This is a genomic window from Kitasatospora sp. NPDC057223, assembly GCF_042669755.1.
In the GTDB taxonomy this organism is placed as follows: Bacteria; Actinomycetota; Actinomycetes; order Streptomycetales; family Streptomycetaceae; genus Kitasatospora.
In genome coordinates this window covers 30,047-46,854 of sequence record NZ_JBHUWW010000029.1, presented here as the reverse complement: position 1 = coordinate 46,854, position 16,808 = coordinate 30,047, and the positions used below count along the sequence as shown (strand labels likewise).

At 73.3% G+C, this 16,808-nt stretch carries 11 protein-coding genes and 1 pseudogene; 9 read left to right on the top strand and 3 right to left on the bottom strand.

Annotation, left to right across the window (positions count from 1 at the left end):
- Positions 1-14: 14 nt before the first annotated feature.
- Entirely contained in the window at positions 15-137 is a 123-nt protein-coding gene (gene ykgO, locus ACFUK0_RS13785) for a type B 50S ribosomal protein L36 (RefSeq protein WP_380249552.1), read from the bottom strand.
- A gap of 535 nt (positions 138-672) precedes the next feature.
- Here ykgO and ACFUK0_RS13780 point away from each other — a divergent pair.
- The 3 genes and pseudogenes from ACFUK0_RS13780 (at position 673) to ACFUK0_RS13770 (ending at position 3,689) form a co-directional block, all read left to right on the top strand.
- Positions 673-2,085 carry a ricin-type beta-trefoil lectin domain protein gene (locus ACFUK0_RS13780; protein WP_380249550.1) on the top strand — a complete coding sequence of 471 codons (1,413 nt, stop codon included), beginning with the start codon at positions 673-675 and terminating at the stop codon, positions 2,083-2,085.
- Positions 2,085-3,281 (top strand): annotated as a pseudogene (locus ACFUK0_RS13775) (alginate lyase family protein); the annotation flags it as partial. The gene ACFUK0_RS13780 and the pseudogene ACFUK0_RS13775, both read left to right, overlap by 1 nt.
- A complete protein-coding gene (locus ACFUK0_RS13770) occupies positions 3,258-3,689 on the top strand; it encodes a ricin-type beta-trefoil lectin domain protein (RefSeq protein WP_380249601.1) in 432 nt (143 codons plus the stop codon). The pseudogene ACFUK0_RS13775 and the gene ACFUK0_RS13770, both read left to right, overlap by 24 nt.
- Before the next feature lie 79 nt (positions 3,690-3,768).
- Here the strand turns inward: ACFUK0_RS13770 and ACFUK0_RS13765 are convergent, their stop codons facing one another.
- Together ACFUK0_RS13765 and ACFUK0_RS13760 are read right to left on the bottom strand one after the other, a co-directional pair.
- Positions 3,769-6,603, bottom strand: a complete 2,835-nt coding sequence (locus ACFUK0_RS13765) for a LuxR C-terminal-related transcriptional regulator (RefSeq protein ID WP_380249548.1) — start codon at positions 6,601-6,603, stop codon at positions 3,769-3,771.
- 502 nt (positions 6,604-7,105) lie between these two features.
- Positions 7,106-8,050 carry a LysR family transcriptional regulator gene (locus ACFUK0_RS13760; RefSeq protein WP_380249546.1) on the bottom strand — a complete coding sequence of 315 codons (945 nt, stop codon included), beginning with the start codon at positions 8,048-8,050 and terminating at the stop codon, positions 7,106-7,108.
- 621 nt (positions 8,051-8,671) lie between these two features.
- Between ACFUK0_RS13760 and ACFUK0_RS13755 the strand changes: the two genes are divergently transcribed.
- The 6 genes from ACFUK0_RS13755 to ACFUK0_RS13730 all read left to right on the top strand — a co-directional run bounded on the left by ACFUK0_RS13755 (position 8,672) and on the right by ACFUK0_RS13730 (position 16,807).
- Positions 8,672-9,898 carry an SfnB family sulfur acquisition oxidoreductase gene (locus ACFUK0_RS13755; protein ID WP_380249544.1) on the top strand — a complete coding sequence of 409 codons (1,227 nt, stop codon included), beginning with the start codon at positions 8,672-8,674 and terminating at the stop codon, positions 9,896-9,898.
- A 58-nt stretch (positions 9,899-9,956) separates the two neighbouring features.
- Positions 9,957-11,147 carry an LLM class flavin-dependent oxidoreductase gene (locus tag ACFUK0_RS13750; protein WP_380249542.1) on the top strand — a complete coding sequence of 397 codons (1,191 nt, stop codon included), beginning with the start codon at positions 9,957-9,959 and terminating at the stop codon, positions 11,145-11,147.
- A 419-nt stretch (positions 11,148-11,566) separates the two neighbouring features.
- On the top strand, positions 11,567-13,198 hold the full coding sequence (locus ACFUK0_RS13745) for an ABC transporter substrate-binding protein (protein WP_380249540.1): 1,632 nt from the start codon (positions 11,567-11,569) through the stop codon (positions 13,196-13,198).
- Positions 13,198-14,175, top strand: a complete 978-nt coding sequence (locus ACFUK0_RS13740) for an ABC transporter permease (RefSeq protein WP_380249538.1) — start codon at positions 13,198-13,200, stop codon at positions 14,173-14,175. The genes ACFUK0_RS13745 and ACFUK0_RS13740 overlap by 1 nt, the downstream gene beginning before the upstream one ends.
- Complete coding sequence (locus ACFUK0_RS13735) at positions 14,172-15,074, top strand: ABC transporter permease (protein ID WP_380249536.1); 903 nt, start codon at positions 14,172-14,174, stop codon at positions 15,072-15,074. The genes ACFUK0_RS13740 and ACFUK0_RS13735 overlap by 4 nt, the downstream gene beginning before the upstream one ends.
- Complete coding sequence (locus tag ACFUK0_RS13730) at positions 15,074-16,807, top strand: dipeptide ABC transporter ATP-binding protein (protein ID WP_380249534.1); 1,734 nt, start codon at positions 15,074-15,076, stop codon at positions 16,805-16,807. Before ACFUK0_RS13735 ends, ACFUK0_RS13730 begins: the two co-directional genes overlap by 1 nt.
- Position 16,808 lies beyond the last annotated feature (1 nt).

The following is a 16,808-nucleotide window of genomic DNA, read 5'->3' as shown; positions in this document are numbered from 1 at the left end:
CCTAGTCCGGCCTCTCAGCCCTGACGGGCCTTGAACCTCGGGTCCCGCTTGTTCACGACTACCGTCCTGCCGCGTCGGCGGACGACCTGAGCGCCGGGCCTGGCCTTCAGGGCCCGGAGGGAGTTGCGCACTTTCATCTGTCCGTCCTTTCGCCTGTGCCCAGACAATTCAGATGTCGGAGCCATGCCAACATGGCCGCATCCCGGCTTGTTCCCGGCACGGATCGGAGCCCCCCAGTCCGGGCCACGCACCAAATCACTGGTCTGCGGCCGCCCGGCTCCCGGGGCCCGGCCCGGGCGGGTCCTGTGCGAGTCCTAGCCGTGCGATGCGGGGCCACGCGTCGCGCGTAGTCCTGGTGCGCGGCCGACTACGCGCCGGACCCGCCCCGCGCTCTCGATCCCCTGCCGGGTCCGGGCGGGTCCCCTCGCGCGGCACGCCCGCTGACCTGGTGGGCGCCGAGGAAGCCGCCCGGCGCGAGGCGGCTGTGCCGGCGCCGCCCGGCGCCGGGGGCGGCGACGAGCCCAGAACTGTCAGGAAGTTTTCCTAACCATCACCCTTGACGGTGGATCAGTGGCGCTTGTTGACTTCGGTGCCGTTCGGCCGAACCCCCATACCCCGCAGTCCTCACGGCCGGACGCCCCATGCCCCCATATCCCGAACGGGAGTCAGCCCATGCGCCTTCGGCGCGTCATCGCCCCTGTCACCGCTCTGCTCGCCGGTCTCGCCGGCGCGCTCGGCGTGGTCACCCCCGCCCACGCCGCGGCCAACCCGGGCCCCGGATTCCCCGCGCAGTTCGCGGCGCCCTACGTGGAGACCTGGAACTCCCCCGCCGCGCTCACCAACGCCCGCACAGCCACCGGCCTCAAGTACTTCACACTGGCCTTCGTCATCAACGGCGGAGGCAGCTGCAACCCCACCTTCAACGGCGACATCCCGCTGACCGACGCCGGCTGGACCGGTGCGATCAACACCCTGCGGGCCGCCGGAGGCGACGTGATCGCCTCTTTCGGCGGCGCCTCCGGCACCGAACTGGCGCAGGCGTGTACCTCGGTGAGCAGCCTCCAGGCCGCGTACAAGAACGTCATCGACACGCTCAACCTGACCCGTGTCGACTTCGACATCGAGGGCTCGGCCCTGGACGACACCGCCGCCAACGACCGCCGCAACCAGGCCCTCGCCAACCTCCAGGCCCAGTACGCGGGCCAGGGCCGGACGCTGAACGTGCAGTACACGCTGCCGGTGCTGACGAGCGGGCTGCTGTCGAACGCGCAGAACCTGCTGAAGAACGCGAAGAGCCGCAACGTCGACGTGAACCTGGTCAACATCATGACGATGGACTACGGCCCGAACTACAACATGGGCCAGGCGGCCATCGACGCGGCGACCGCGCTGCAGGGGCAGCTCGGCGCGATCTGGACCGGCAAGTCCGCGGCACAGCTGTGGGCGATGGAGGGCAACACGCCGATGATCGGCGTGAACGACTCCACCAACGAGGTCTTCACGACCGCCAACGCGTCGGCGCTGGTGAACTTCGCGAAGTCCAAGGGCATCCGTGAGCTGGCATTCTGGGCCCTGGGCCGGGACAAGGCGTGCGCCACCAACGGGACACTGTCCGACAGCTGCAGCGGCACCCCGCAGAGTGCCTTCCAGTTCGCGTCGATCTTCAACGGCGTGACCGGGGGCGGCGGCGGGGGCGGCGCCCGCACCGGGCAGATCACGGGCCTGGGCGGGCTGTGCCTGGACGACCGGTCAGCGTCGACCGCGAACTCCAACCCGGTGCAGGTCTACACCTGCAACGCCAGCGCGGCGCAGCAGTGGACGGTCGGCTCGGACTCAACGCTGCGGGTGCTGGGCAAGTGCCTGGACATCGCGGGCGGCGCGACGAACGACGGCGCGAAGGTCGGTATCTACGACTGCAACGGCACCGGTGCGCAGGTGTGGCAGCCGCGTGCGGACGGCTCGCTGTTCAACCCGCAGTCCGGCCGCTGCCTGGACGACACCGACCGGTCGACCACCCCGGGCACCCAGGTGCAGATCTGGGCGTGCGGCGGCGGCACCAACCAGCGCTGGAACGTGCCGGCCTGATGACCACGAACCTGCGAACCCGCATCGCCGCCCGAGCGGCCTCCGTCCTGGCGGCGCTCGCCCTCGCGGTGAGCGGTCTGCTCGCCGCCCCGCCCGCTCAGGCGGCGCCCGCCACGTTCAACCATCCCGGGGTGCTGGTCAGCAAGGGCCAGCTCGACTTCGTCAAGGCCCAGGTGAAGGCCGGTGCCCAGCCGTGGACGGCCGCCTGGCAGCAACTGCTTGCCAGCCCGTTCTCCTCCACCACCCGGACGCCCAAGCCCCGTTCGGTGGTGGAGTGCGGGCCGATCTCCAACCCGAACTACGGGTGCACCGACGAGCGTGAGGACGCGATCGCGGCGTACACCGACGCGCTCGCCTGGTACATCAGCGGCAACAGCGCCTACGCCGCCGAGGCCGTTCGCCTCATGAACGCCTGGTCGGCGACCATCACCGACCACACCAACGCCAACGCTCCGCTGCAGACCGGCTGGGCCGGATCCGTCTGGCCCCGCGCGGCGGAGATCATCCGCTACAGCTACAGCGGCTGGAACGCCTCCGACATCTCCCGCTTCTCGACGATGCTGCGCACCGTCTATCTGCCGGAGGTCATCAACGGCTCCAACAGCAACGGCAACTGGGAGCTGTCGATGATGGAGGCCGCCGTCGGGATCTCCGTCTTCCTCGACGACAAGGCCTCCTACGACAAGGCCGTCGCCCGCTACCTCAACCGTGTCCCGGCCTACATCTACCTCGCCTCCGACGGAGCGCTGCCGAGGACCGTGCCCGGGAGCGGGCTGAGCACCAGCCAGCAGATCATCAACTACTGGCAGGGGCAGTCGACGTTCGTCGACGGCCTGACCCAGGAGACGTGCCGGGACTTCACCCATACCGGCTACGGCATCGCCTCGATCTCGGACATCGCCGAGACCGCGGCGATCCAGGGCCAGAACCTCTACCCGGCGGTCGGCGAGCGGCTGCGGCAGGCCCTCGGCTTCCAGGCCAAGTACCAGCTGGGTGCCTCGGTGCCGTCCTGGCTGTGCGGCGGCCACCTCAACCTCGGCCTCGGGCCGGTCACCGAGGTCGGCTTCAATGCCCTGCACAACCGGTTCGGCGTCGCAATGGCCAACACCCAGGCGCTCACCGAGAGCAACCGCCCGGCAGGCACGAACTACCTGTTCGTGGCGTGGGAGACCCTGACCCACGCGAACAACCCGAACCTCGGGCCTGCCGCCGCACCGGCGTCCGGACTCGTCACCGGCATCGGCGGCAAATGCCTGGATGTGGCCGGCGCGAACCCGGTGAACGGCACCGCCGTCCAGCTGTACGACTGCAACGCCAGCAACGCCCAACAGTGGGCGCCCGGGTCCGACGGCTCACTGCGCGCCCTGGGCAAGTGCCTGGACGTCGCCGCAGCCGGCACCGCCAACGGCGCGGCGGTGCAGATCTACGACTGCAACACCACCGGTGCCCAGCAGTGGCAGTCACGGGCGGACGGCTCGCTCCTGAATCCCGCCTCCGGGCGGTGCCTGGACGCCGTCGGCAGTAGTTCCGCCAACGGCACGCGGCTGCAGATCTGGGACTGCACCGCCACGGCCAACCAGAAGTGGAACCTGACGACCGGCTGACCGGAAGTACCTCGGCGCCGACTAGGGAGCAGTCCTGCTTCCCAGTCGGCGCCGAGACGTCTCCAGCCGGGCTCTCTCGTCAGCGGCCCTGCCCGGCCCCGTTCTCGGTGAGGCGGGCGAGGTCGCGGCGGGAGCGGACGTCCAGTTTCCGGAAGACGTTGCGCAGGTGGTAGTCGACGGTGTGGGCACTGAGGAACAGCTGGGCGGCGATCTCGGCGTTGGTGGCCCCGGTGGCGGCGAGGTGCGCGACCCGGGCCTGTTGCGCGGTCAGCCCACCGGGCCGCTCGTCGCGGGATCGGATGTTCTCGCCCGCCGCGGCGAGCTCCCTGGCGCACCTGGCCGCGAAGGCGCGCGCACCCATCGCGTCCAGCAGATCGTGGGCAGCCCGCAGCTCGACACGGGCCTCCTTGACGCGACGCTCCCGGCGCAGCCACTCCCCGTACACCTGGCGGCTGCGGGCGAGCCGGCCACCGCCACGCGTAGCTCCGTGGTGTGCGACGGCCTTGCGGTACAGCTCCTCCGCCTCCAGCGCGTCGGTCGCGACCAAGGCCCGCGCACGGGCGAGGTCCCCGAGGAGCGACGGCACGGGCGAGCCCTCGGCGAGCGCGGTCAGCTGCGCGAGCGGGCCCTTGGCCCTGTCGGCGCGGCCGCTGCGCACGGCCGCCTCGACGGCGTCGACGAGGGCGAACTTCAGCTGGCTGGTCTCTCCGAGGCGGTCCTCCAGCAGAAGCAGTGCCTGCGCGTACTGCTCGTCGGCGAGGGCGAGGACGGCTTGGGCGTAGGACCGGAAGACCAGCAGGTAGCCCTGTCCGGTGCGGGCTGCCCGGGCGTCGACGGCGGCGGAGAGCTCGCGGACCGACGACGCATCGCCCCGCCAGCCGGCCACCAGCAGTGCCCCGAGATGCTCGACGTCGCCGCCCGCCTCCGCCAGCGCCGCGCGCTGGTCGAACAGCCGCTCCGCGTCCGGGAGGCGGCCAGCGATCAGTTCCGACAGTGCGGTGTGGCTGAGGGCGAGAGCCATCGGCAGGACGGCTCCCTGCTCCCGCGCCAGCGACTCCAGGCGCCACGCCAACTCGTACAGGGCGATGTCGTCGCCCAGCACAGTGGCGTGCGAACAGGCCGCCGCGAGCCACTGGAACACCTCCGGCGAGGTCGAGCGGGCCGCCAGGACCGCGGTGACGGATCCGCGCAGCCGCGGAAGGGCCGCCGCGATCCCCTCCAGGTGCACCGCCGTGTCCGCGTCCAGGACGAGATCCCCTGTGGTGACCGGAACGGAGACCGGCAGTGGTAGGGCGGCCGCGGCCTCGGCGACACCGCGCCGGTCAGCACCCGCGGGCGCCATCCGGTCGCTGACCTGCGCCTGGACGAGCGCTTCGACCAGGATGTCCCGGGCGAGCCGCACATCCACCGCGCCCAGCTCACGGGCCGCTGCCAGCAGCGACCCGGTCGCCGCTGCCGGTGCTCCCGCCAACCGGTGGATGCGGGCCTGAGCCCGCAGTACGAGCCCGGTGTGGCGGGGATCCCCACGGTGGGCGGCGGCCTCATCCAACTGGCTCTGTGCCCGGCCGGGGTTCCCGCCCACCGCGCTCGCCTCTGCGGCGGCCAGCAGGCGGCGCGCCGCGGCCGCCCCGTCGGGGGTCAGAGCGCCGGCCCGGCCAAGCAGCGTGGCGGCCGCCGACCAGCTGCCGCGTGCCCGCACCCGGCCCGCCGCGAGTTCCAGCTCCGCCGCGACCACCTCGTCCGGACCGGTCGCGGCGGCGGCCAGGTGCCATGCACGCAGTTCCGCCGGACCGGCGTCGCAGACGGCGGCGGCGAGCGCGGCGTGCACCCGGGCGCGCTCGGCCCTCGGGGCACCGTAGTAGACGGCGGAACGGATCAGGGGGTGCCGGAATCTGACGGTCTCGCGGACGGCGATCAGACCGCGCCCCTCCGCCGGTGCGGCCGCGTGCGGACCGAAGCCGAGCAGCGTGCCAGCCCGCCAGAGCAGGTCCGCGCTCCCGGTGGAGTCGGCGGCCGCCGCCAGCAGCAGCGTGCGGGTGTCGGCCGTGAACGCCGCCACCTCGCGCAGGTAGCCGCGCTCCAGCTGCAGGCCGACCGGTACCGGATCGGGTAGCGGGGTACGGCCGCTGAGCTGCTCCGGATCCAGTTCCCGCACTGCCTCGATCAGCGCCAGCGGGTTGCCGCCGGTCGCGTCCACCAGGCGCCCGGCCACTCCTGGATCCGCGTCGCCGCCGGCGGCTCGCGCCAGCAGGCCGTACGCCGCGCGGCCGTCCAGTCCCTCGACAGCGAGATCGGGCAGCCCTGTCAGCCGTTCGGCGCCCGCGGCATCGTCACGCAGGGCGAACGCCATCGCGGTCGAGTCCGCGTACAGGCGGCGGGCCACGAAGCCCAGCACGTCGGCGGAATCGCGGTCGAGCCACTGCGCGTCGTCCACCAGGCACAGCAGCTGACGACTGCCCGCCGGACGGTCCGTCAGCAGTCCGAGCGCGCCCAGCGAGACCAGGAGGCGGTCCGGCGGCGCCACTCGGTCTTCGAAACCGAATACCCGCCCCAGGGCACCGCGTTGCGGGCCGGGCAACTTCGCCAGCCCTCCGAGGCGCGAGGCGAGGACTTGGTGCAGTGCGGCGTAGCCCAGCTCGGCCTCGGACTCGACCGCATCGAAGCGGATCACTTCGAAGTCCCCGGCCGCACGCAGGGCGAGGTCGTCGAGGAGGGTGGTCTTGCCGACGCCCGGGCCACCCCGAAGGACCAGGGTCGCGCTCATCCCGCGCCGGGCCAGGTCGAGGATCTCGGCCAGCCGCGCGCGTTCCTCGTCCCGTCCGACGAGCTCCGCCACCCCGCGTGCCGCATCCGGGGCGGTGCCACGGGGGCGACCGGGCACACGCGGCGGGCGGATGCGACGTGCCTCGCTCATCCGGACCTCCCTGGGCGGGCCCCGGTCGCGGGGCAAGGGCCGCGGTGGGCCGGCCGGCGCCTGGTCCGCACGGCTTGGACACCACCCATCCTGGCCATCCCCGCCCCGCTTGTCCAGAACCGCCGGGACGCTGCGGGATGGGTCCTGACCTGCATAAAAGACGGGATCAGACCCCTGCCAGCGCTGACGGCCCCGATCCCGCCCGCCATCGCGTAGGGACAACCTCGCGCAGGACTACGCGCCGCACGTGGTCCCACGGTCCGGCCGCAGCCGGGCAACCGACCGGGCCGACAGTCCGAACGCGGCCGCGCCGGCCGGGTTCCTGCCGGTCCGGGACTTCTACCTGCCGTGCGAGCCACCGACGGGCTCCGGCGGGGGCCGCCCTGGGCGAACAGGGGTCACCTCGGCGGACGACCCTGCGCGGCACCCGGCGTGGCCGCCGGCGCGTAGTCCGGCCGGAGCGCACTACGCGTCGTTCGCAGTCGGTGATCGGGTGAGCCTGTCAGCCGCAGGCCGGCCGTTCGACGGGCGCGGCGCCGGCGTGGCCGGCCTCGTAGCGGGCGGCGCGGTCCACCAGCGCCTGGCGCAGGTCGCGCATGGCCGTGGGCATGCTGCCCGCGAGGCGGGACTGCAGCACGAGGCGCACCCGGGTGCGGGGGGCGGCCAGGGGCCTGGCGGTCAGCAGTCCGCAGCGCTCCAGGGGGTCGCCGAGGACGCTGTAGTCCGGCAGCAGTGTGACACCCAGCCCTTCGGCGACCATGAGTTTGCCCATCTCCGCGCCGTCGGTGGAGTAGGAGAAGCCCGGCACCTGTCCGTCGAAGAGGCGGTGCACGAAGCGGTGCATCAGGTAGCCGGCGCGCATCACGACCAGCGGCCGCTCCGCCAGGTCCTCCCGGGTGATCGACTCCTTCGCCGCCAGCGGGTCGTCGTGGCGCATGCAGACCACGACGTCTCCGCGCAGCAGTGGCGTCGTCGCCAGGTCGTGCGGGTCGTCGTCGCCCTCCAGCAGGTTGACCAGGCCCATGTCGAAGCTGCCGTCCAGCAGCGCCCGGTGGATCTGGGCCTGCTGTGCGGGGATCACCTCGACCTGGGTCTCGGGCCGCTTGCGCCGGAACTCCTCGATCGCCGGGACCAGGAGCGGTACGGTGGCGGCGTTCACGGTGCCGAGGCGGACCATCCTGCTGACGCTGTGCTGGTGGTCGGCGGCGCGGCGCAGCCGGTCGACGGCGTCCAGGACTTCCGTCACGAGCGGCATCAGCTCGCGGCCCTCGTCGCTGAGGGTCGCTCCGGAGCGCCGGCGCTCCAGCAGTGTCACTCCCAGTTCCTTCTCCAGGTTGCGCAGCGTCTCGCTCAGCGCGGGCTGGGTCATGTGGAGTTCCTGCGCGGCCAGGCGCAGTGAGCCGAGCCGGGTGACCGCGGCGAGGTAGTCGAGTTGTTCGGTGCGCATGCCGGCCTCCGTTCCGGCGGCCTTCCGGCCCCGGCCCTCAGGTGCCCTCCACAGTCCGATGGTGGAAGGGTTTCCCTACAGTACTCTTGCGAACTCCTATTTGACGCCCCTGGTGGCGCGGGCGATAGTAAACGCCATGCCCACCGCACAGACCCCTTCCAGGTCATCGGTGGCGAGCGGCGCAACCGGAGCGGGTCCGGCCCGCCGATGTCGCCGCTGATCTGAGTTCCGCGGCCCCGTGAGCCCGTTGCTCCCCGTCTGACCACGACTGATCCTGCCCACCGCGCCGCGGTGGCGCGCAGGGCCACCGCTCGTGGCGGCCTCCCGGCCTGCGACCCGGGCCGGGCCCGTTCTGCGGGCCGGGTACGGGGCTGCGGCACAGTGCTGTGCTCGCGCGCCGGGTTGTCCCCTGTGTGTCGCACGGCCGCTTCATGGCTTTCCCTTGTAGCCGCGTGTGCACGCACCCGTGCCTTCCGTCCGCCCCTCGTCATCCGTCGACATCAGGTGCATACACGCACGGACTGCCCTCGGCCAGTCGACGGGGGCCTGCTCTCACCACGGGCCCGTCCTCGACGTGTCTCCGTCCTGCCCTGTCCCTGTTCTGCGAACTGGAGCTCCGTCATGCCGCCCAGCCCTGCCGCCGTCCCCGACCCGGGACGGGACCCGGACGCCCCGGCCGTGACCACGGCGGCGCGGCTGGCCGCCGAGTTCGCCGAAGGCGCCGCCCACCGCGACCGCGACCGGATCCTGCCGGCCGCTGAGATCCACCGGCTCACCGAGGCGGGCCTGTTCGCGCTGAGCGTCCCGGCTGAACTCGGGGGTGCGGATGTCGGCGTTCCCGTGCTGACCGAGGTGTTCCGGCTGCTGGCCGCGGCCGACCCGAGCATCGCCCAGATCCCGCACAGCCACTACGTCTTCCTGGAACTGCTGCGCCGCCAGGGCAGCCCCGCACAGCAGGCGTTCTTCTTCGGCGAGGTGCTGGCCGGGCGGCGGCTGGCCAACGCCCAGTCCGAGCGCGGCAGCCGTACGGTCGCGGAGGACCGCACCACGCTCACCCCGCGGTCCGGCGGCGGCTACGTGCTGGAGGGTGAGAAGTTCTACGCGACCGGTTCGCTGCTGGCGCACTGGCTGGTGGTAAGGGCGGTGCTGCCGCACGCGGATCCGCTGCTCGACGGATCCCGCCCCAAGGCGGTGGCGTTCGTGCGGGCCGATGCCCCGGGTGTGAGCGTCGTGGACGACTGGCAGGGCATAGGGCAGCGCACCACCGGCAGCGGGACCGTGCGACTGGAACGGGTGCATGTGCCCGAGGAGCATGTGCTGCCCTACACAAGGGAGTTCGCGGCTCCGACGGCGTACGGCTCCTTCGCGCAGGTCCTGCACGCCGCACTGGACGCGGGTATCGCGCGGGCCGCCCTGAGCGCGGCCGTCGCAGAGACCGCCCGGGCCCGGCCCTGGTTCGAGAGCGGCGCCGAACACGCCGTGGACGACCCGCTGCTCGTCCAGCAGGCGGGCGAGTGCGAGATCACCGTCCGCGCCGCCGAGGCGCTGCTGCGCGAGGCCGCCCGAGCAGTGGACACCGCCCGGACCGCACCCGACGCGCAGAACACTGCCGCAGCCTCCGTCGCCACCGCGGTGGCGAAGGTCGCCTGTGCCCGGGCCGCCGTCGAAGCCTCCTCCGTGCTGTTCGAGCTGGCCGGCACCCGGGCCGCCGCGGAGCCGCTGGGCCTGTCGAGGTTCTGGCGGGACGCGCGGACCCACACCCTGCACGACCCGACCCGCTGGAAGGTGCAGCACATCGGCCGCTGGACGTTGACCGCGACCGCGCCGCCCCGCCACGGCCTGATCTGACCCCGCTGCCCCGCCCGCCCCCACTCCCGCCTTCGCACACGAGAGAGCCGCACCCGCCATGACTGCCAGTCCGCTCGCGTTCCACTGGTTCCTGCCCACCTACGGCGACTCGCGCTTCATCGTCGGCGGGGGCCACGGCCAGCCGGCCGGGGTCGCCGCCGGGGACCGGAGAGCGACCATCGGCTACCTGTCCTCGATCGTCCACGCCGCCGAGGAGTTCGGCTTCACAGGAGCGCTGACACCGGCCGGCGCCTGGTGCGAGGACGCCTGGCTCACCACCGCGATGCTCGCCCGCGAGACCGAACGCCTCGCGTTCCTCATCGCCTTCCGCCCCGGCCTCGTCAGCCCCACCCTGGCCGCCCAGATGGCCGCCACGTTCAGCGCCCACGCCCCGGGGCGGCTGCTGCTCAACGTGGTCACGGGTGGCGAGGCGCACGAGCAGCGCGCCTACGGTGACCACCTCTCCAAGGAAGAGCGCTACGAGCGGTGCGAGGAGTTCCTCTCCATCGTGCGCAGGCTGTGGGCCGGGGAGCAGGTCAGCCACCGGGGCACCCACCTGCACGTGGAGGACGCGGCGCTGCCCCGCCTGCCCGACCCGGTGCCGCCGCTGTACTTCGGCGGGTCCTCCTCCGCCGCCGGGCCAGTGGCCGCCCGGCACTGCGACGTCTACCTCACCTGGGGCGAGCCGCCGGCCGCCGTCGCCGAGAAGATCGCCTGGATGCGGGCGCTCGCCGCGGCCGAGGGCCGGTCCCTGCGCTTCGGCATCCGCCTGCACGTCATCACCCGCGACAGCGCCGACCAGGCCTGGCAGCAGGCCCAGTCGCTGCTGGACGCCCTCGGCCCCGATCTGGTGCGCCAGGCCCAACAGGGTCTGGCCCGCAGCGAGTCCACCGGACAGGCCCGGATGCGCGAGCTCCACGAGGACCTGCGCTCCACCGGCGGCTGGCGGCAGGCGCACGCGCTGGAGGTGTCGCCGAACCTGTGGTCCGGCGTCGGCCTGGTGCGTGGCGGCGCCGGCACCGCGCTGGTCGGCAGCCATCAGGAGGTCGCTGACCGCATTGCCGAGTACGCCGCGCTCGGCATCGAGGAGTTCATCCTCTCCGGCTACCCGCACCTGGAGGAACTCTTCTGGTTCGGCGAGGGCGTCCTGCCCGAACTCACCCGGCGTGGCCTGTTCCAAGGGACCGGTGCCCCCGCGACCGCCCCCGCGCACACGCCCTTCCTGCCCGCCGCGGTGCCCGCCCCCTGAGCGTCGGACGCCCGCCCTCGGGCTCGCGAAACACCCCGAACACGTCCCGTTCCTTCCCGTAGACCCGTCGTCACCTTCCCCGCCCGCCGGGCGGGGGGGAAGCGGCGGAGGAGAGATGACACCGATGGAAGAGCTTGCTTCCGCCTGGCTCGTGGCACGCCGCCACGTCGACCTCAAGCGGACCTGCAGCGCTACCTGTCGCTGAACGCGTCAGGACCGCGACGGCGCACCGCGCCGCCGCAGCCGACCCGACCCTCCCCTGTGCCCGGCACGGGTCCGGTCGACCCGGTCTTCCACCGCTCCTCGGCTCCGGCACCCCTGCCGGCCGATCGTCATCCGCCCTCCCTCCCACGGCCCGACCCGGCCGTGACCGCATCCCCGGCGCCCGACCGTGCGCCGGAAGAAGGGGACACCCCGTCATGCGCACCACCAGAACCACCGCCACCGTGGCCGCCGCTGCCACCGCCCTGCTCCTGTCGGCCTGCGGCAGCGGCGCGACTCCCGGGCAGGACACCGCGGCCCCGCGCGAGGGCGGCACCCTCGTCTTCGCCACCGGCGACGACGAGCCCACCTGCCTCGACCCGCAGAACCGCGGGAACATGGCCCAGGCCCTGCTGGGCCAGCAGTTCCTGCAGAGCCTCTTCTACCAGGACGAGAAGGGCGAGATCCGTCCGTGGCTGGCCGCCTCCTGGGAGGCCGCGCCCGACGGCCTCTCCTGGACGGTGAAGCTGCGCACCGACGTGGTCTTCAGCGACGGGACCCCCCTGGACGCCGCCGCCGTCAAGGCCAACATCGAGCGCGTCCAGGACCCCGCCACCCTGTCGTCCACCGGCCGCCTCGCCCTCGCCAAGGTGGCCTCCGTGCAGGCACCTGACACCTCCACCGTCGTCATCAAGCTCTCCACCCCCGACAGCGCGCTCCTGGAATCCCTCTCCCAGGTCTGGCTGCCGATCGAATCCCCCGCCGGCTTCACCCGCGGCCTGGCCGGCAACTGCGAACAGCCCATCGGCACCGGCCCGTTCCAGGTGCAGAACTGGGCCCGCCAGGACGCGGTGACCTTGGTGCGCAACCCGCACTTCAACACCCCCGCGCCCGGCGCCGCCCACACCGGCCCCGCCCGCCTCGACAAGATCGTGTGGCGTTTCGTCCCCGACAGCACCACCCGCTTCGCCGCCCTCCAGAGCGGCCAGGTCCACGTCATCGACACCATCGCACCCCAGCACGCGGTCGCCGCCAAGAGCGACCCGGCCCTGTCCGTCACCATCGCCTCCCGGCCCGGCGAACCCGTCGAACTGGAGCTCAACACCCGCCGCGCCCCCTTCGACGACCTCAAGGTGCGCCAGGCGTTCTTCGCCTCCGCCGACATCAAGTCCGCCCTGGCCAGCGTCTACATCGGCACCGTCTCCCAGGCCACCTCCCTGCTCAGCTCCGCCACCCGCCACGCCGTCCCCGCCACCGCGCAGGCCTACGATCCCGCCAAGGCCGCCGCCCTGCTCGACGAGGCCGGCTGGAGCGGCCGGGACACGGCCGGCTACCGCACCAAGGACGGCAAGCGCCTCACCGCGGTCCTGCCCTACAGCGCGTTCATCCCGCTGGAGGCCGCCGTCTACGAGCAGATCCAGGCGACCGCCCTCAAGAGCGGCTTCGAAGTGAAGCTCCAGCCCCTGGAGACCGCCGCCTGGTGGACCGTCAACAACACCTGGGACTACGACGCGATCCCGGTGTACTACACCAAGAACTCCGCCGACGTGCTGCGGATCACCTACCACTCGGCCGCCAACGCCGACGCCAAGCCCGGCACCTACCACGCCAACACCGTCCACCTCGCGAACCCCGAACTGGACGCTCTCCTCGACCAGGCTTCCCAGGTCTCCGACGACGCCCGCCGCGCCGAGCTGTACAAGCAGGCCCAGCAGCTGATCACCGCCGGCGCCTACACCCTGCCCGTCTACGAGCAGCAGACCCGCCTGGGCCAGCGCTCCAACGTGCACGGCCTTCGCCTGGCACCGTCCCTCGCCCTGCCCGACCTCTACGACGCCTGGATCAGCTGATGGCGACCCGATCCGCCCAGGGCGGTGCGCACCTCAAGCGCACCGCCCGCCGGGCGGCGGCCCGCCTGCTCGGCGCCGCGTTCGTCCTCTGGGCCGCCGCCACCCTGGCGTTCTTCGGCATGCGGGCCGCCCCCGGCGACCCGGCGGAAGCCGTCCTCGGCGGCCCCGGCTCGCGCACCAGCGCCGCCCAGCTCGCCGACGTCGCAGCCCGGTACGGCTTCGACCGACCGCTGTGGCACCAGTACACCGACCAGCTCGGCCGCCTCGTCCACGGCGACCTGGGCACCTCCTACGCCCACAAGACGCCGGTCACCACCCTGATCGGCCACTCCGTGGGAGCGACCCTGCTGCTCGCAGCCCTCGCCCTGGCCGTCGCCTGGGTGATCGCCCTGCTCGTCGCCCTGTGGTCGACCCGAGGCGGGCGCCTGGTCGCCGCGCTGGCCGGCGCGCTGGAGGTCGCGGCGGCCGCCGTCCCGCACTTCTGGCTCGCCAGCATGCTCGCGCTGCTGTTCGGCGTCCAACTGCGCTGGCTGCCGCCGATCAGCACCCCCGGCATCGAGGGCCTGATCCTGCCCGTCCTCACCCTGGCCCTGCCGCTCGCCGGATTCCTCGGACAGGTCATGCGCGACTCCCTCCTCGACGCGCTCGACGCCCCGTTCACCCTCTCGGCCCGCGCCCGCGGCGACAGCGAGACCCGGGTCCGCCTCGTGCACGCCCTGCGCCACGCCGCACTGCCCGCCATCAACCTCTCCGGATGGGCGTTCGGCGCACTCATCAGCGGCGCCGTCGTCGTCGAGACCGTCTTCTCCCGCAACGGCCTGGGCCGCACCCTGCTCAGCGCCGTCCTCACCAAGGACACCCCCGTCGTCATCGGCACCGTCCTCGTCGTCGCACTCGCCTACATCGCGGTCACCGCGTTCACCGAAGCGGCCGAGCACCTGGCCGACCCCCGCCTGCGCGCCGGGAGCCCCACATGACCCACACCCCGCACTCCACCGCCGCCCGCCCCGCGCCGGCACCCGAACCCGCCGCCCCCGCAACCGGAGGACCGACCCTCCGGAAGCACAACAGCGGCCCGCGACGGCCGACCGGGCCGGTGCTCGCCGCCGCCCTGCTCGCCCTGCTCCTGCTGGCCGCCGCCGTGCCGGGCCTGCTCGCCCCGCACAGCCCCACCGCGATCGACCCCGCCGACGCCTTCCACAGCCCGTCCGCCGACCACTGGTTCGGAACCGACGAATCCGGACGCGACATCTTCACCCGCACCGTCCACGGCGCCCGCTCCTCATTCCTGATCGGCGTGCTGGCCACCGCCCTCGGGCTCGGCCTCGCCCTGCTGCTGGGTACCGCGGCCGCCCTCGGCGGGCGGATCACCGACTTCGCGATCGGCCGCCTCCTCGAAGTGGCCTTCGCCGTCCCCGTGATGATGCTGGCCCTCCTACTGGTCACCGCCTTCGGCGGCGGCCCCACCGCATCCGCCCTCGCGGTCGGCCTCGCCACCGCTCCCGGCTACGCCCGCATCATCCGCGGCCGGGTGCGCACCGTCCGCGCGGCCGGCTACGTGGAAGCGGCCACCGTCCTCGGCCACCGCCGGCGCACCGTCCTGGCACGCCACATCCTGCCCAACACGCTCAGCCCGCTCCTCGCCCTGGCCACCCTCGGCATCGGCCAGGCCGTCGTATGGGCGTGCTCACTCAGCTTCCTCGGGCTAGGCGCCGCACCACCCGCCCCGGAATGGGGCGCCATGCTCGCCGCCGGCCGCCCCTACCTCGCCAACGCCTGGTGGCTCACCTTCTTCCCCGGCGCGCTGATCGTACTCAGCGCCGCCACCGTCACCGTGCTGGGCCGCACCCTCCAGCGCCGAACCCGGGAGCAGTGATGACGGCTCTTCCACCACACCGCCCCGGCCATCCCGCCACCACCCCCGTGCTGGACATCCGGGACCTGAACGTCTCCTTCGGCCCCCGCGGCCGTAGGGCCCCCGTCGTCCAGGGCGTGTCCCTGCAGGTCGAGCCGGGCCAGTGCCTGGCCCTGGTCGGCGAATCAGGATCCGGGAAGTCCGTCACCGCCCGCGCCGTGGTCGGCCTGGCCGGCACGGGGGCCGAGGTCAGCGCCGAGCGGCTGCAGGTGGGCGGCACCGACGTCCCCGGCCTGGGCGCGCGCGGACTGCGCCACCTGCGCGGTACGCAGGTCGGCTTCGTCCTCCAGGACGCTCTGGTCTCCCTCGACCCGCTGCGCCCGGTCGGCCGGGAGATCGCCGACGCACTGCGGGGCGCCGGCCTCGGACCGACCCGCAGACGCGAGCGTGTCATCGAGCTCCTGACCGCCGCAGGCGTCCCCGAACCGGAGCGACGGGCCCGCCAGCGGCCGGGAGAGTTGTCGGGCGGACTGCGCCAGCGGGCCCTGATCGCCTCCGCGCTGGCCCTGGACCCTCCGCTGCTGATCGCGGACGAGCCCACCACCGCGCTGGACGCCACCGTGCAGCGTCAGATCCTCGACCTGCTGGAGCAGCTGAAGGCGGCCGGCACGGCGATCCTGCTGATCAGCCACGACCTCGCGGTCGTCGACCGGATCGCCGACCGGGTCGCGGTCATGCACGAGGGCAGGATCGTCGAGCAGGGCGAGAGCACCACGGTGCTCACCCGGCCGGCCCACGACTACACGCGCCGCCTCATCCGGGCGGTGCCCACCGGCCGGCCCCGCGGCAGCCGCCTCTCCGACCGGCCGGCCCCCGCCGCGACGGAGGTCCTGCGGCGGAGCCGGCCCAGCCCGGTACCCGCGACCGATCCCGCCGCTGCCGGACACGGTGCCCCCGCGCCCCTGCTGGCCGTTGAGAAGGTCGGCAAGAACTACCAGGGCCCCGACGGCACATCCCACCAGGTCCTGGACGGAGTCGGCCTCCAGTTGGAGGCGGGCCGAACCCTTGGCCTGGTGGGCGAGTCCGGGTCCGGCAAGAGCACCCTGGCCCGGATCGTGCTCGGCCTGACCGCACCCGACACCGGTACCGTCACGCTCGACGGCCTGCCCTGGAGCGCACTGCCCGAACGCCTGCGCCGGCCCCACCGGCACCGGATCGGCGCCGTCTACCAGGACCCGCTCGGCTCGTTCGACCCGCGCCTGACCGTCCGGCAGATCCTCACCGACGCCCTCACCGTCCATGCAGGACCCGGCAACCCCGGCAAGGGCGAGCTCGACCGGCGGGTGGCCGGCCTGCTGGACGCCGTCGGCCTGGCCGCCACGGTGGCCGACCGCCGCCCCGCGAGGCTGTCCGGCGGCCAGCGCCAGCGCGTCGCCATCGCCCGTGCCCTCGCCCCCGGTCCCGAGCTGCTGGTCTGCGACGAGGCGGTCTCCGCCCTCGACGTCTCCGTCCAGGCACAGATCCTCGACCTCCTCGACGACCTGCAACGCGAGTTCCACCTCGCCTACCTGTTCATCTCCCACGACCTGGGCGTCGTCCAGCACATGAGCGACGACATCGCCGTGATGACAGCGGGCCGGATCGTCGAGACCGGACCCGCCGCCGACGTCTTCGCCACCCCGGCCCACCCCTACACCCGGCGCCTGCTGGATGCCGCGCCCCGACTGCCCGCCGCCGCCGCGGCCACCGAATGAG

Excerpts from the sequence above, each read along its gene's own strand:
- ykgO (WP_380249552.1), bottom strand. The coding sequence starts at position 137 with ATGAAAGTGCGCAACTCCCTCCGGGCCCTGAAGGCCAGGCCCGGCGCT.
- ACFUK0_RS13780 (WP_380249550.1), top strand. The coding sequence starts at position 673 with ATGCGCCTTCGGCGCGTCATCGCCCCTGTCACCGCTCTGCTCGCCGGT.
- ACFUK0_RS13765 (WP_380249548.1), bottom strand. The coding sequence starts at position 6,603 with ATGAGCGAGGCACGTCGCATCCGCCCGCCGCGTGTGCCCGGTCGCCCC.
- ACFUK0_RS13760 (WP_380249546.1), bottom strand. The coding sequence starts at position 8,050 with ATGCGCACCGAACAACTCGACTACCTCGCCGCGGTCACCCGGCTCGGC.
- ACFUK0_RS13755 (WP_380249544.1), top strand. The coding sequence starts at position 8,672 with ATGCCGCCCAGCCCTGCCGCCGTCCCCGACCCGGGACGGGACCCGGAC.
- ACFUK0_RS13750 (WP_380249542.1), top strand. The coding sequence starts at position 9,957 with ATGACTGCCAGTCCGCTCGCGTTCCACTGGTTCCTGCCCACCTACGGC.
- ACFUK0_RS13745 (WP_380249540.1), top strand. The coding sequence starts at position 11,567 with ATGCGCACCACCAGAACCACCGCCACCGTGGCCGCCGCTGCCACCGCC.
- ACFUK0_RS13740 (WP_380249538.1), top strand. The coding sequence starts at position 13,198 with ATGGCGACCCGATCCGCCCAGGGCGGTGCGCACCTCAAGCGCACCGCC.
- ACFUK0_RS13735 (WP_380249536.1), top strand. The coding sequence starts at position 14,172 with ATGACCCACACCCCGCACTCCACCGCCGCCCGCCCCGCGCCGGCACCC.
- ACFUK0_RS13730 (WP_380249534.1), top strand. The coding sequence starts at position 15,074 with ATGACGGCTCTTCCACCACACCGCCCCGGCCATCCCGCCACCACCCCC.